Raw genomic sequence first — 14,004 nt, 5'->3', positions numbered from 1 at the left:
CCCGTCATGCGTGACGGGCCATGTTGTTTGGCCCTTAGTCCTGACAGCGATGGATCTCCACCGTGACGTGGACGATCTCGTCATGGATGCGGAGCGCCTTGCGCACGCGCTCGGGCGTCAACGCCGCGTCATGTGTGACGAGGCTGATCGCGCAGGAGAACTTGTTCTTGCCCACGCGCCAGACATGCAGGTCCGCGACCTGCGTCCCCTCGGCACCCGTATTGAAGGTGTCCAGCACCTCGCGGATTTCGCCGACCACGGGATGATCCATTTCGCGGTCCAGCAGGACGACGCCCGTCTGCCGCATCAGGCCGAATGCCCAGATGCCGACGAGCATCGCGCCGACGATGCCCATCGCCGGATCGAGCCAGCCCCAGCCGAACATCCAGCCGCCCGCGAGGGCAAGCAGGGCGAGGACCGAGGTCGCGGCGTCGGCAAGCACGTGGACGTAAGCCGAGCGCAGGTTGAGGTCGTGCGCGTGGCCGCCCGCATCGTGATGATGGTGGCCGTGGCCATGGTGATGATGATCGTGACCGTGGTGATGATCGTGGCCATGCGCGCCGCCGAGGATCATCGCGCATGCGAGGTTGACGACGAGCCCGACGGCCGTGACGGCCATCGCTTCCTGATAATGGATCGCCTGCGGACTGATCATGCGTTCGACGGAGCCATAGACCATCAGTGCGGCAATACCCATCAATACGATGGCGCTGGCGAAGCCCGCGAGCACTTCGATTTTCCAGGTGCCGAAGGAGAAGCGCTCATCATTGGCATAGCGGCGCGCGGCCGCGTAGGCAAAGGCGCTGAGGCCGATGGCCAGCGCGTGGGAACTCATGTGCCAGCCATCGGCCAGGAGCGCCATCGAGTTGAACCACAGGCCAGCGGCGATCTCCACGAACATCGTGATCGCGGTAATGGCCATGACGATGCGCGTGCCGCGCTCGGCCGCCTGATTGCCGGTGTCGAAGACGTGCGAGTGCGTCCACGGAGACAGGTCGTGCGTATGCATGTCGATACTCCCGATCTACTTGAAATAACTGCGGACGACGTCGATCAGCTGCTCACGTGCCTCCGGCTCGCCATCCGCGTCGGCCAGGTGCGTCCGAATATGATCCTCCAGAACGACCGTCAGCAGGCCGTTCATCGCGCCGCGACAGCTGGTGATCTGCTGGAGCACTTCCATGCAGCCCTTCTCCTGTTCGAGTGCCCGCTCGATGGCATCGATCTGCCCGCGGATGCGGCGGACGCGGTTCAGCAGCTTCTGCTTGTCGTGGATGGTGTGACTCATAAAACGATCCAGATAGTATAGGGGGGTATACTATCAGAAGCGTCACAGCGGACGCGATGGCGCTCAGGCGTTGTCTGTCAGGAGAGAACCAACTGTGCGGTCTCGGGATGCACCGAAACGCGCCGGCCGCGTTGTCGCAGTTGACCGTCATCGGGAAGCGGCGCGCCAGGCGGGACGGCGTCGACGGCGATATGCAAGGCCTGCGCGACCCGCGGATCTTCGATCGGCAGCTCCCAGGTCAGGAAGACTTGGGTGTTGTCGCGGTCCGCGGGGAAGTCGCGGTCGGCAAATCGGCTGGCGCCGCGCGGGATCACGGCGTGGGGCTGGCAGGTGTCGAACACGAGCAGCGTGCCACGCCCCAATGGCACGCGCAGATCGAGCCAGGGGAAATGCACGTCCTGCTCGCTGTCCTCGCTCAAGAACAGGTTGCAGAACGCCATGCCGCCGTACTGCTCGCCGTCATGGTGATACCGCGCGCCGCGGCAAACCATGAGCGCGACGTCGCGACCCGTCAGAACACCCGGCAAACCGACGCGCGCGGTCCAGTCGGCGGCCGCGCGGACGCAGCTTGCGTACTCGGGCCAGCGTGTGCGTGCCCGCGCCAGTGGCAGGCTGTCGACGTCGCCGGCCTCGAGGTCCATGTGGTGGGCGAGTTCGCGGGCCCAGTCCGCCCGCAGGCGCGATGGCGGCGGCGGGATATCCACCATGCCGGTGATGATGGTATCGCCGATGGAGCGGCTGCGCGGCGTTTCGCCATGCCAGTAGTGACAAACGAGGGCGTCGGGCATGCCGGGTGGCGTCGAGGCGGGAATGGTGTGTGGCATCGCCGGCGATTGTAAAACGTGTCATGGCGGCGGCGCGGCGGCGCGGTGTAGCGCCTATCCGGGATGCAGGTCGTCCCCGGTGAATTTCTTCAGCAGGCGCAACAGCTCGTTGAATTCGTCGATCGTGAAGTCTTCGAGCCGGCGATTGAGCACGTCCGGCGTGACATCGGGGATGCGGCGGGCGACTTCGGTGCCTTTCTGCGTGAGCAGGACGTGCACGACGCGCCGGTCTTCCTCACAGCGCCGGCGCTGCACCAGGTCCTTGTTCTCGAGCTTGTCGAGCATGCGCGTGGTCAGGCCCGTGTCGATGCCGAGCGCGCGGCTGATCTCGAGCGGCGTCGAGACTTCTCCGCGCACCAGCGCCAGCAGGATACCCATCTGCTGGCCCGTGATCTCGAGCGGACGCAGTGCCGCATCCACTTCCATGAGCATGCCGTTGCGGGCCTTGTTCAGGAGGAAGCCGATGCTCTCCGTCAGCTCGTAATTCTTGCGGGTGTAGTGTTTCACGGCGGTCCCCGTCGAGAAGGACTGGAACCGCCAATGTATCTGATCCCTCAGTCGATGAACAGATACTGATACCCGCGCATTAGGGCTGGAAGAACGATACCGGCGTCATCAGCTTGTTTTCCTGGCTGACGAGATAGGCGGCCTCCGCGCTGAGCTTGAGGTACTCGACCCACGCCGGGTCTTTCTGCAGGGACTGCCGCCTGGCTTCACGGTCCGCGGCGCTCTCGTACACCCAGATATGCGTATAGCTGTTGACGTTGCCGGTGTCAGTCTGCATGTACGCGAGCGGCTTGCCCAGATGACGGCTCTGGATCGCGTAGCCGTGCTCGGCGTACAGCGCCAGGTGTTTCTTGATCGTGCCGGGACGGCAGGTGTAGGTGCGGACGTCGTACAGCATGAGTTTCCTCGAAGAATGGCGGGGATTTAACCGGGTCAGTCAACGGTCGCGCCGGACTGCTTCACGAGCACGGCCCAACGCGACACCTCTTGATTCACGTACTTCTGGAACGCGGGCTGATCGTCGCCGACAGGATCGGCGCCGAGGCCTTTGAGGCGCTCCTTGACGGCGGGATCGGCGACGCTCTGCACGATGGCCTGCGAGAGCTTTTCGACCACCGCCGGCGGTGTGCCGGCGGGGACGAACAGGCCGAACCAGGAGCGCGCGGTCATGCCCGCATAAGGCGTTTCCGAGAACGCGGGCACGTCGGGCAGCGCGGCGTGGCGCTTGTTGCCGGTGACGGCGAGCGCCCGGAGCTTGCCGCCCTGGACCTGCGACAGCACCTCCGGCAGGTTCGCGAACATGACCTGCACCTGGCCGCCCATGACGTCGTTGAGCGCCTGCGAGCCGCCCTTGTAGGCGACGTGCGTCATCTTTGCGCCGGTTAGCGTGCTGAACTGCTCGCCTGCCAGATGCGATGCGGTACCGGTGCCGCCCGACGCGTAGTTGACGCGGCCCGCATTGGCCTTGGCATAGGCGGCAAGCTCGCTCGCGGACCTGGCCGGAACAGACGGGTTCACCACCAGCAGCAACGGCACGGAGGCGAGGTTGGACAGGCCGACGAAGTCTTTCGTCAGGCTGTAGTCGAGCTTCTGGTACAGCGACGCGTTGATGGCATGGCTCGACGTGGCCATCAGCAGCGTATAGCCGTCCGGCGCCGCGCGTGCCGCCGATACCGCGCCGATATTGCCGTTGGCGCCGGCCTTGTTCTCCACCACGATCGACTGGCCGAGGCGCGCGGACATCGACTGCGCGACGGTGCGCGCGATTACGTCGGTGGCGCCGCCCGCCGCGAACGGGACGATGACGCGCAGGGGCTTGTCGGGATACTCGGCCATGGCGTTGAACGTGGTGATGGCCAATGCCGCGGCCACGGCAAAGCGCCGCATGGGAGCGATGGCGCTGAACATGTCTGTCTCCTGTGCTTCTGGTTCTTATGGCAAAACGGACGTGGGTCCGGCTTGCTGCTTGCCTTGCACTTTACGCAGGCACGCTATCGAAGCGTTAGGACGGATCGGACGAACGATTGGACTTTTTTGCGGGCCGTTCCCGCGGCCCGGCTTCAGGAAAGCGGGCGGCAGTGCTTCTTGCGGAAGTCGCCCGGCGTCAGGCCGGTCTGCTTCTTGAAGAAGCGCGCGAAGTAGGCGGGATCTTCGATGTTGAGACGGAACGCAATCTCCGCGATGCCTGTCTCCGTATTGCTGAGCCAGCGCTTCGCTTCCAGCACGACGCGCTCCTGCACCACCTGGCTCGCGGTCCGCGCGAGCGTTCGCTTGACCGCGTCGTTGAGCTGCCGCTCGCTCACGCACAGCGCTTCGGCGTACTGGCCGATGGTGCCGAAGGTGAGGTAGTGCGTCTCCACGAGCATGGCGAACCGTCGCGTGAGGGCCTGATGGGGGCCGGCGCCGCCCGCGGGCTCCTCGTCCGCGCATAGCCGGCGCAGGCGCGTGAGCAGTATCAGCAGGCAGGCCTGCACGACATCGGTCGAGCCCGGTTGCCGGTCTCGCGCCTCCCGTTCCATTTCGTCGAGCAACGGCAGCATGCCGTCGTGCTGGTCCTGACTGAGGTAGAGCGCGCTGTTGCCGCGCGTGGGATGGAAGAACGGGAACTTGGCCACATCGTCGGCGCGCGGGAACATCCGCGCGAAGAAGTCGGTGCTGAAGTTCAGCACGTAGCCATACGGCTTGACCGACGACGTCCATGCATGGACCTGTCCCGGCGACAAAAAGAACACGGCGTGGTCGCGTACTTCGAAGTGCGCGAAATCGAGCATGTGCGTGCCGCTCGCGCGCGTCATCCAGAGCAGGTGGTAGTAGTTGTGCCGATGCAGGAAGCCGCGCGGGATGTCGTCCCGATCTTCCAGTCGCACGAGGTCGAAGTAGAACGACCCCTCGCCCGCGAAATCCGATGTCTCGAAGGTAGGGAATTCACCGGGCGCGGAGGCGGGCAGGGCGTCGGGCAAGGGCGGAAGTCCTTGAAGTGTCCGTGGGCGAAGCGCCATCGTAGCGGAAAAACCGTGCTCGTCCAGCGCGACCTCGCCGAGGGGCGGCTGGTAAAGCCGTTCGCCGAAGTGCAGGGCTGCGAGCTGGCGTATTACCTGGTCTACCGCAAGCAGAGCCGCCAGCAGCCGGCGGTGCTCGCGTTCAAGGCGTGGCTGCTCGAAGAGATTGGTGGCTCGGGTAGTGGCTCGGGTAGCTGATCAGGCGGCGGCTGTCCTGCGCTTCCTGGCGCGCGCGGTGCCCGCAGGCCACGTCGCCAGCGCCTGTTCGGCGACCGCTTCCAGTGTCTGGCGGCTGAAGCCTGCCTTGGCCTGAACCGCCATGCCATGCGCCACGGCGCAAACGTAGGCCGCCAATGCGGCGCAGTCTGCCGATGCGGGAAGATCGCCTTCCGCGCGCGCGCGCTCGAGTCTTGCCTGCAGCAGCGCCTGGCCGTTCGCACGCGCCTCCGTGACGGCGCAGCGTACGGATTCCGATTCACTGGAGACGGCGAGCGCGCCATGCACGCCGAGACAACCGGTGCGGTCCGGGTAGCGCGTGTTGACTTCGGCGGTCCCTCGCAGGATGGCTGTCGCCACCTCGCGCGAGGTGGGGAGTTCAAGGGCGGCCGGGAAGAAGTCGAGGTAGTGGGCGTAATAGCGCTCCAGCGCGCGGCGGAACAAGGCTTCCTTGTTGCCGAACGCTGCGTAGAGCGCCGGGCGTTCCACGCCCGTGGCCTGCGTCAGATCGGCGTAGGACGCGCCCTCGTATCCCTTCCGCCAGAACACGCATAGCGCCGCGTCCAGCGCCTGCTCGACATCGAATTCGCGATGACGTCCCATACCTGCAGTGCTCTCCAGTGCCTCGATTGTGCTTTCCGCAAAGCCGTATCGTAACACTCGTTATGTTTTTTTAGTCCCGCTCCCTTGACATGCCTTTTGCCGATAACGTAACGTTCGTTAACGTAATGGCCGTTACGAAAAGTTTGACATCTCAACCGGAGGCGTATTCATGCAGGGATCATTGAAAGGAAAGGTCGCGCTGGTCACGGGCGGTTCCCGCGGCCTTGGCGCGCGGATCGCCGAAACGTTCGCGAACGAGGGGGCGGACGTGGCCATTACGTATGTCGCGTCCGCCGACAAGGCGGAGGCGGTGGCGGACACGCTGCGCGCGAAAGGCGTTCGTGCCCTCGCCATCCGCAGCGATCAGGCCGACATGGCGGCGGCCAGTCCGCTGATCGATCGTGTCGTGGCGCATTTTGGACGGCTCGATATCCTCGTCAACAACGCGGCAATCGCTGTGCAGGGGAAGACCGTCGACGATCGCGATCTCGACGTGCCGAACCTCGACCGGCAGTGGCAGATCAATGTCATGGGCACCGTTTCGGTCACGCGCGCGGCGGCGCCAGTGCTCTCCGATGGCGGTCGCATCGTGTTTATTGGCTCGCTGCTGGGCACTCACGTGCCGTTTGCCGGCGCGGCCGACTATGCGGGCAGCAAGGCCGCGCTGATCGGCTACGCGAAGGGCGTCGCCCGCGACCTGGGCGGGCGGAACATCACCGCCAACGTCATCCAGCCCGGGGTCATGCCGACGGACATGGCGGCCGATGTGCTCGGAGATGGCGTGCCCGAGGCGCTGATGAACCTGCATCCCATTCGGCGCATCGCGACGCTCGAAGAGGTCGCCGCGACCGCGTGTTTTCTTGCGGGACCCCATGCGGGCTACATCACGGGCGAGGTCATCAACATCGCCGGTGGTCTCGGCGTGTGACGGAGCGATCGTCATGACAGGTTGCGCGGGCAGACGGGACGCAAGGCATCGGGAAAATCGGTTAACACGCCGTCGAAAAAACTGAATTCCCTTTGCGCGGGGCTGCCACCACACTCTGATGGAGCGTGATTCCGTGGAGTCGTGTCATCGTGTGCCGAGCGATCAGCCTGCTGTCTGCCTGCGTCCTCGCACTGGGTGCGGCGGGCCCTTCGCTCGCCGCGCCGCCACCGCCATCGACCTCTGCCTCTGCCTCTGCCCCGGCATCGGCCACCGCTGCCTATACGTTCGTCACCACGGTCGAAGGCGTGAGCGAGTACCGCTTGCCCAACGGCCTGCGCGTGCTGCTCGCGCCGGACGATGCGGTGCCGCGCACGACGGTGAACATCACGTATCTGGTCGGCAGCCGCGATGAAGGCCGTGGCGAAGCCGGCATGGCGCATCTGCTGGAACACATGCAGTTCAAGGGCACCGCCCGGTGGACGGCGACGGCGCTGCGCGAGGAGTTTGCGCGCCGCGGCATGCTCGCCAATGGCACCACCGCGCCCGACCGCACGAACTACTTCGCGACGTTCCCATCCAGCGAGGACAACCTCGAATGGTTGTTGAGCCTGGAAGCGGACCGCATGGTCAACAGCCGCATCGAGGCGAACGACCTCCGCAGCGAGATGCCTGTCGTGCTCAACGAGATGGAGATCGGGCAGACGCGGCCCGATCGTGTCCTGTATCAGGCGTTGAATGCCACCGCCTACGAATGGCATCCGTACGGCAAGGCCAATATCGGCACGCGCCAGGACGTAGAGCGCGTTTCCATTCCCATGCTGCGCGCGTTCTATCGGCGCTACTACCAGCCCGATAACGCCGTGCTGCTGATCGGCGGCAAGTTCGATCCCACGTGGGTACTCGAGACGATCTCGACCTACTTCGGTCCGATCCCGCGTCCCGAGCGAACGCCGCTGCCCGCCGTGACGGTCGAGCCCGCGCAGGAGGGCGAGCGGCTCGTGACACTCCGGCGCGCTGGCGATACGCAATTGCTCGGCGAGATGTATCACGTGCCGCAGGCCGCGCATCCCGATGCGGTGCCGCTATGGATGCTCCTGCAGGTGATGGCCGGACCGTCGGGTGGACGCCTGTACCGGAGCCTCGTCGAAACCAGAGTGGCGACCAGTGCGTCGGCGTCGATCGATGCCATGCATGATCCGGGTACCGTGCTGTTTCTGGCCGAGATTCCAAAGGGGCAATCGATCGAACCCGCCCGCGCGGCGCTGGTCGGGCAGATCGAGGGACTTGCGTCGCATCCCATCACGGAGAAGGAACTGGAGCGCGTCCGGGTGGAAGCGCGCAACGCCATCGAGACGCTGTTCAAGAATCCTGACACGCTGACCATGCAGTTGTCCGAGGCCGTGGCGTGGGGCGACTGGCGATTGCTGTTCCTGCTGCGGGATCGGGTAGATGCCGTGCGGGTGCAGGACGTGCAGCGCGTTGCCACGCAATACCTTCGCCCGGCCAATCGTACGGAGGGCCGGTTGATTCCCGCGGCGCAATCCCAACGCGTGGAGATGCCGACGCCCGTGGATCTTGCGCGCGAAGTCGAGGGCTATCGCGGCAGGCCCGTACCCCCGCCGCCGCCGCCGTTCGATCCATCGCCCGACAACATCGAGAAGCATACCCAGCGTTTCGCCATCGCCAATGGCATGAAGCTCGCTGTGCTGAGCCGCCCGACGCGGGGCAACGCGGTGACGGGCGTGATGGTCCTCAACATGGGGTCGGCCGAACGCCTGAGAGGCCGCGCGTACGTGGCGGCGCTCACGGCGGCCACGCTGGCGCGTGGCGCGGGCGGCCTCGATCGACAGCAGCTTGCCGATGCGCTGGCGGCCCTTGGCGCCACGGTGCGCATCAGCGCGCAAGCGGACCGCGCGATCGTGCAGTTCGAAACGCGGCGCGAGCACCTGGCGGCGTTCCTGCCGATGTTGCGCGATATCCTGCGCGCGCCGACACTGAATGCCACCGAGTTCGATGACGTCCGGCACGGCAGCGTCGCGGAGCGCGAGCGCCTTGGCAATGCGCCGGATGCGGTCGCATCGATCGCGATGGATCGGCATGGCAATCCCTATCCGGCCGGCGATCCGCGGTACACGCCGAGCCAGCAGGAGAGCATCGCCGGCATCGGCGCCGTGCGTGTGGAAGATGTTCGCGAGTTTCACCGGCGCTTCTATGGCGCGAGCCATGCACAGGTGGCGCTCGTGGGCGACGTCGATGCCGAGGCGGCGAAGCGGCAGCTGGAGGCGCTATTCGGCGACTGGAACGCGCCCGAGCCCTACGTGCGGATCGATCGGCCGTCCCGCCGGATCGCACCGGCCACCTTGACTGTGCCGACGGCGGAGAATGCCAGTGCGATCTACCTCGCACGGGTCGCGATGGACATGACCACGTCCTCTCCCGACTTTCCGGATCTGGCGATCGCCAATCGCGTATATGGCGGCAATCCGCTGCGCGGCAGGCTGTCCGAGCGGATCCGGCAGCGCGACGGCATCAGCTATTCGGCGGGGAGTCGCCTGCAGGTAGGGGCGATCGACACCGCGAGCAGCTTTACGGTGCGGGCCTCGTTCGCGCCGCGCAATCTCGATCGTGTGAAGCAGGCGGCCGCGGAAGAGCTGTCGCGCTTTGTGCGCGACGGCATCACGGAGCAGGAGCTCGCCGATGCCAAACGCGGCCTGCTGGAGCAGACCACCGTGAGTCTCACGCGGGACAGCGTGCTGGCGCAGATCATGGCGGATCAGCTCGATGCCGGCCATACGATGGCGTTCGCCGCATCGCAGGAACAGCGCGTGCGCAATGCGACCGTGGCGTCGGTCAACGCGGCGATTCGCAAGTACATCGATCCCCAGCGCGTGACGACGGTGTTCGCGGGCGCGCTGTCGACGCCTGCACGGCCGTAGGGCGGGCGGCTTCCGCACTGTGTGTTACAGTGGCTGTCATTCCTGCTTCGGAATGACGGGCCGGCGACACATTACATTAAAAAGTTCGCCGCTTTTTGCCCCTGACTACCTCCCGTCCGCTCGCTCCGCGTGTGTCATCCGCGCGTGTCATCCGCGTGCCACGGGCATCCTCCAATATCGCCTCGCATCGCAAGCTTCGCTTCGACGCCATGTTTTATGGCAATGCGCGCGCTCATCCTTATAAAACCAATATGACGACATTCTTTCCGACTTCACCCGCTTCACCCTATACCGTTGCCGTATATCCCATCCAGCAGGAACCCGGCGTATGGTTTCCGACGTACCTGATTCGCCGTTATGCCGCCGGTATCGAGCGTGTGGTCGCTAACGTGACGATGCGTGCGTCCACGCATTCGACGGAGCGTGACGCGATTCGTGCGGGGATCAAGGCGGGTGCCGCGACGATCCAGAAACTCCGCGCCGCATGAAGGCCGCGCAATCGGCGGCGAAAGATCCTGCCGCATCGCGTGAAGGATGCTACAGTGGCCTTCCCCTCGTTATCGAGACCGGAATGCCACTCTGCGAAAACTGTCTCTCGATTCAGCGCGACACACTTGGTGCCCCCGGGCATCCCGCGTTGCGCATCACGGATACCCAGCGCCGGAAGCTCCCCGGATCCTATTCGGAAACGATCAGCCTGTTTCACTGCGCGCAGTGCGGTGCGGACTGGCGGTATCGTGAAGCCAAGGGGGGAGACGACCAGGGCTGGGCGCTGTTGCGGGAAGGTGCCGCTTAGTTTTTCGCTCGGTTTCTTTCTCAATCGGCCGTGATGTTCTTGGCCTTGATGATCTTTCCCCAGTACTCGGTGTCCTTGGCCACCAGCGCGGACAGACCGGCCGGGTCGAGATAACGCGCTTCGATGCCGACACCCTCGGCGCGCTTCTTCGTTTCCGACTGCTCCAGCACGGTCTTCACGCTCGCCGAGAGCTTGTTCACGACCTCGGGCGGCGTACCGGCCGGCGCGAACAGCGCGACCCATGCCTCCAGTTCGAAACCGGGCAATCCGGCTTCGGCCGTGGTCGGGACATTCGGCAGCATCGGATGCCGCGTCTTGCTGGTGACGGCCAGCGCCTTCAGCTTGCCGGTCTGGATATGCCCGATGACCGACGGCGGCGTCGTGATGAACACCTGTACCTGACCCGCGAGCACATCCTGAATGGCGGGGCCCGATCCCTTGTAGGGGACGTGCACCATGCGCGTATCGGTGACCTGATCGAACAGTTCCGTCCCGACGTGGGACAGCGAGCCATTGCCCTGCGAAGCGTAGTTGACCTTGCCGGGGTTCTGCTTCAGATACGCGATGAACTCCTTGAGGTTATTCGCCGGCAACGAAGGATTGACCGTGATGACGTTCGTCGCCACCGAGATCAGCGCCACGGGCGCCAGATCCTTCTGGCTCCACGGCAGCTTGGAGAACATCGAGGGGTTGCCCACGTGATAGGCCGAATAGGAGGCCAGCAACGTGTACCCGTCCTTCGGCGCGCGCGCGACGAGCTGATAGGCGATGTTGCCGCTGCCGCCCGCACGGTTGTCGATGACCACGGCCTGGCCGATCTCCTTGGCCAACGAATCGGCAATCAGCCGCGCCGAGGTATCGACGACGCCGCCCGGCGGGTTCGGCACGACGATCGAAATGGGCTTGGTGGGAAAAGCAGCCGGCTGCGCCCCCGCAATCGGTGCGCTGAATGCGGTACAGACACCAAGGGCGCCTGCGAGAATGGGGTGGCGATACGGCATGACAAGTCTCCTCCGATGTACGGTTTGTTTGCTCGGGTTAACGTGGAATCGCTCCGGGAACGACGCCCTGTGGCAGACAAGCGTACGGGGAAACCTTACGTTTCCATATTGGCGGTTTCCTTGATGTGTGGCGATGGTGCCGATTTGGGGCGCGATATCATGGCGGACTGCGCCGCGCCGTGCTTTCTACTTCCACAATCATGAACGACCAATCCGCCTGGGTGACCGTGCCCGTTTCCCCATCGATCCTTCGGGGTGCCCGCGAGATCGAGGCGACGGCGCGGGGAGTCTTGCCGCATCGGCTGCCTGCCTGGGCGCGGGGGCAATGCGACGATCCGCAACTGGCGATGGTGGAGGCGCAGCCTGCGGGGATTCGGCTTGCCTTCCGGACGACCGCTACCGATATCGAGCTCGACGTGTTTCCGAGGCGGCGGGTCTATGCGGGAATGCCGCCGCGGCCTGTGGGGGTGTATGACCTGCTCGTCGACGGGGAGCTCGTGCGCCAATGCAGTGCGGACGGCGGGGACGTCGTGACGTTCGATATGGCCACTGGGACATCGTCCACGCAGGCCGGCGCCGTGGCCACGCTGGCGTTCACGCAGTTGCCCGCCCGCGACAAGCGTGTCGAGATCTGGTTGCCGTATAACGAGATCACGGAACTCGTCGCGCTGCGTGTGTCGGCGCCCGTGGCGCCGGTGGGTAACGATGGCCGGCGGGTGTGGCTGCATCATGGCAGTTCGATCAGCCATGGGTCCAATGCCGACAGTCCGACGACCATCTGGCCCGCGGTGGCGGCGTTGCAAAGCCATGTGGATCTGATCAACCTCGGGCTCGGCGGCAGTGCGCTGCTCGATCCTTTCACCGCGCGAACGATGCGCGACACGCGTGCCGATCTCATTAGCGTCAAGATCGGCATCAACATCGTGAACTTCGACCTCATGCGGCGCCGTGCCTTCGTGCCAGCCGTGCACGGATTCCTCGACACGATCCGAGAGGGACATCCCCATACGCCGTTGCTGGTGGTCTCTCCGATTTACTGCCCGATCCACGAGCACACACCGGGCCCCAGCCTGTTCGACACGGCGGCGCTTGCGGAAGGCCGGCTGTCGTTCCTGGCGGGCGGAGACGCGGCGGACGTCGCGCAGGGGAAGCTGACGCTCACCGTCATTCGCGATGTGTTGCGCGGGATCGTGGCGCAACGCGCGGCCAGCGATCCCCACCTGTATTACCTGGACGGCCTCGCGCTCTATGGTGAAGGCGACATGGAGGCGATGCCGCTGCCCGACACCCTGCACCCGGACGGGCCCACGCATCGGCGGATGGGGGAGCGCTTCGCGGCAGCGGTCTTCGGCGCCGGCGGGCCGTTTGCCAAGGCGGGCTGAGAGGCTCGGACCGGGCCGTTCGCCCCACCCAAGACTCAGCGATTGACCTCGCTGGTGATTTCCGCCACGGCGGCGGCGATTTCCTGACGTAGCCACGTGACGCCCGCGTCCGCCTGCGCCCTGCGGGTGTGGATCAGGTCGATATCGAATGCGGTATCGGTCAGCGCCTTCGGCAATTCATAGATTCTGATGTCGGGCGTGGCCAGGCGTTGCGCCGCGCGTCTTGCCATGGTCGCCACGAGGTCGCTGCTCGCGACGGCGAGTGGCAGGGCCACGATATGGGAGAAGGTTGCGGCCACACGGCGCTGCTGGCCGAGTTTCTCGAGCTTGCCGTCGATGACGCCGCGCCGCGAGCCGTCGTCGCTGGGGACGAAGAGGGCGTGCGGAAGGCGGAGATATGTCGCAAGGTCGATGGTCCTGCGTGGGCGCGTCCCGCTCAGCACGGGGTGGTCGCGATGCGCGATGCACACGAAGTCTTCCCGATACAGCGTGGTGCGCACCATACGCTTCGGCGTGGCCAGATGGCCGCTGATGGCCACGTCCGCTACGCCGTGGTCGAGTTGATCGTGGATGGTCGTGCGATCGAGCGCCATGACGCGGAGGTCGATGTCGGGTGCCTGCTTTCGGAGACGGGCGATGACACGCGGCAGCAGCACGATGTCCGCATAGTCGCTCGCCGCGATGGTGAACCGGCGGCCCGCTGGGACTGCGGGGTCGAAAGCCACGGATTGCCCCATGGCCTGACGCACGTGGTCGAGCGCGAGCGTGATGGCCGGCATCAGCGCATGCGCCAGTTCGGTGGGTTGCATGCCCGCGGTGCCGCGCACGAACAGGTCGTCACCGAACAGAACACGCAGGCGCGTCAGTGCATTGCTCACCGACGGCTGCGCGCGGTTGAGGCGCTGGCCCGCGAGCGTGACGTTGCGGGTTTGGTAGAGCGCTTCAAACGTGACCAGCAGGTTCAGATCGACGCGGGATAGATTCATGTCGTGAATGTCATGGATATCGAATATCCATTTCCGGAA

Annotated in this window: 15 protein-coding genes; 5 read left to right on the top strand and 10 right to left on the bottom strand. The window is 65.3% G+C overall.

The window, feature by feature from the left end:
• Positions 1 to 34: 34 nt before the first annotated feature.
• From dmeF to KHP16_RS24905, 7 genes are all read right to left on the bottom strand, one after another.
• Complete coding sequence (gene dmeF, locus KHP16_RS24935; RefSeq protein ID WP_211961357.1) at positions 35 to 1,009, bottom strand: CDF family Co(II)/Ni(II) efflux transporter DmeF; 975 nt, start codon at positions 1,007 to 1,009, stop codon at positions 35 to 37.
• Positions 1,010 to 1,024: 15 nt separating this feature from the next.
• Positions 1,025 to 1,288 carry a metal/formaldehyde-sensitive transcriptional repressor gene (locus KHP16_RS24930; RefSeq protein WP_115954138.1) on the bottom strand — a complete coding sequence of 88 codons (264 nt, stop codon included), beginning with the start codon at positions 1,286 to 1,288 and terminating at the stop codon, positions 1,025 to 1,027.
• 77 nt (positions 1,289 to 1,365) lie between these two features.
• Positions 1,366 to 2,076, bottom strand: a complete 711-nt coding sequence (locus KHP16_RS24925; RefSeq protein WP_109584928.1) for a hypothetical protein — start codon at positions 2,074 to 2,076, stop codon at positions 1,366 to 1,368.
• A 90-nt stretch (positions 2,077 to 2,166) separates the two neighbouring features.
• On the bottom strand, positions 2,167 to 2,619 hold the full coding sequence (locus KHP16_RS24920; RefSeq protein ID WP_109584929.1) for a MarR family winged helix-turn-helix transcriptional regulator: 453 nt from the start codon (positions 2,617 to 2,619) through the stop codon (positions 2,167 to 2,169).
• A gap of 79 nt (positions 2,620 to 2,698) precedes the next feature.
• Positions 2,699 to 3,016: an NIPSNAP family protein gene (locus KHP16_RS24915; protein ID WP_109584930.1), complete on the bottom strand. Its 318-nt coding sequence runs from the start codon at positions 3,014 to 3,016 to the stop codon at positions 2,699 to 2,701.
• 35 nt (positions 3,017 to 3,051) lie between these two features.
• Positions 3,052 to 4,026, bottom strand: a complete 975-nt coding sequence (locus tag KHP16_RS24910; RefSeq protein WP_121492234.1) for a Bug family tripartite tricarboxylate transporter substrate binding protein — start codon at positions 4,024 to 4,026, stop codon at positions 3,052 to 3,054.
• 152 nt (positions 4,027 to 4,178) lie between these two features.
• A complete protein-coding gene (locus KHP16_RS24905) occupies positions 4,179 to 5,078 on the bottom strand; it encodes a helix-turn-helix domain-containing protein (protein ID WP_244836029.1) in 900 nt (299 codons plus the stop codon).
• Positions 5,079 to 5,090: 12 nt separating this feature from the next.
• Here KHP16_RS24905 and KHP16_RS24900 point away from each other — a divergent pair, with 12 nt between their 5' ends.
• Positions 5,091 to 5,315, top strand: coding sequence for a LysR substrate-binding domain-containing protein (locus KHP16_RS24900; RefSeq protein ID WP_211961371.1), 225 nt, complete (start codon positions 5,091 to 5,093; stop codon positions 5,313 to 5,315).
• Here the strand turns inward: KHP16_RS24900 and KHP16_RS24895 are convergent, their stop codons facing one another.
• Positions 5,316 to 5,936 carry a TetR/AcrR family transcriptional regulator gene (locus KHP16_RS24895; protein ID WP_115954142.1) on the bottom strand — a complete coding sequence of 207 codons (621 nt, stop codon included), beginning with the start codon at positions 5,934 to 5,936 and terminating at the stop codon, positions 5,316 to 5,318. It lies immediately after the preceding gene.
• Between the two features lie 169 nt (positions 5,937 to 6,105).
• On the opposite strand from KHP16_RS24895, the gene KHP16_RS24890 reads away from it, so the two are divergent.
• The 3 genes from KHP16_RS24890 to KHP16_RS24880 all read left to right on the top strand — a co-directional run bounded on the left by KHP16_RS24890 (position 6,106) and on the right by KHP16_RS24880 (position 10,288).
• Positions 6,106 to 6,864, top strand: a complete 759-nt coding sequence (locus KHP16_RS24890; RefSeq protein WP_109584934.1) for an SDR family NAD(P)-dependent oxidoreductase — start codon at positions 6,106 to 6,108, stop codon at positions 6,862 to 6,864.
• 149 nt (positions 6,865 to 7,013) lie between these two features.
• Complete coding sequence (locus KHP16_RS24885; protein WP_211961355.1) at positions 7,014 to 9,800, top strand: M16 family metallopeptidase; 2,787 nt, start codon at positions 7,014 to 7,016, stop codon at positions 9,798 to 9,800.
• A 155-nt stretch (positions 9,801 to 9,955) separates the two neighbouring features.
• Positions 9,956 to 10,288: a hypothetical protein gene (locus KHP16_RS24880; RefSeq protein WP_415831412.1), complete on the top strand. Its 333-nt coding sequence runs from the start codon at positions 9,956 to 9,958 to the stop codon at positions 10,286 to 10,288.
• A gap of 328 nt (positions 10,289 to 10,616) precedes the next feature.
• On the opposite strand, the gene KHP16_RS24875 is transcribed toward KHP16_RS24880, so the two are convergent.
• Positions 10,617 to 11,597 carry a Bug family tripartite tricarboxylate transporter substrate binding protein gene (locus KHP16_RS24875; RefSeq protein ID WP_109584937.1) on the bottom strand — a complete coding sequence of 327 codons (981 nt, stop codon included), beginning with the start codon at positions 11,595 to 11,597 and terminating at the stop codon, positions 10,617 to 10,619.
• 197 nt (positions 11,598 to 11,794) lie between these two features.
• Between KHP16_RS24875 and KHP16_RS24870 the strand changes: the two genes are divergently transcribed.
• Positions 11,795 to 12,979 (top strand): SGNH/GDSL hydrolase family protein, encoded by a 1,185-nt coding sequence (locus KHP16_RS24870; RefSeq protein WP_415831414.1) that lies wholly within the window; start codon positions 11,795 to 11,797, stop codon positions 12,977 to 12,979.
• 35 nt (positions 12,980 to 13,014) lie between these two features.
• Here KHP16_RS24870 and KHP16_RS24865 read toward each other — a convergent pair whose 3' ends face one another.
• Positions 13,015 to 13,965, bottom strand: coding sequence for a LysR family transcriptional regulator (locus tag KHP16_RS24865; protein WP_211961354.1), 951 nt, complete (start codon positions 13,963 to 13,965; stop codon positions 13,015 to 13,017).
• Positions 13,966 to 14,004 lie beyond the last annotated feature (39 nt).

This window comes from Cupriavidus plantarum, from assembly GCF_905397285.1.
GTDB lineage: Bacteria > Pseudomonadota > Gammaproteobacteria > Burkholderiales > Burkholderiaceae > Cupriavidus > Cupriavidus plantarum.
This window is presented reverse-complemented; position numbering and strand designations above follow the sequence as displayed.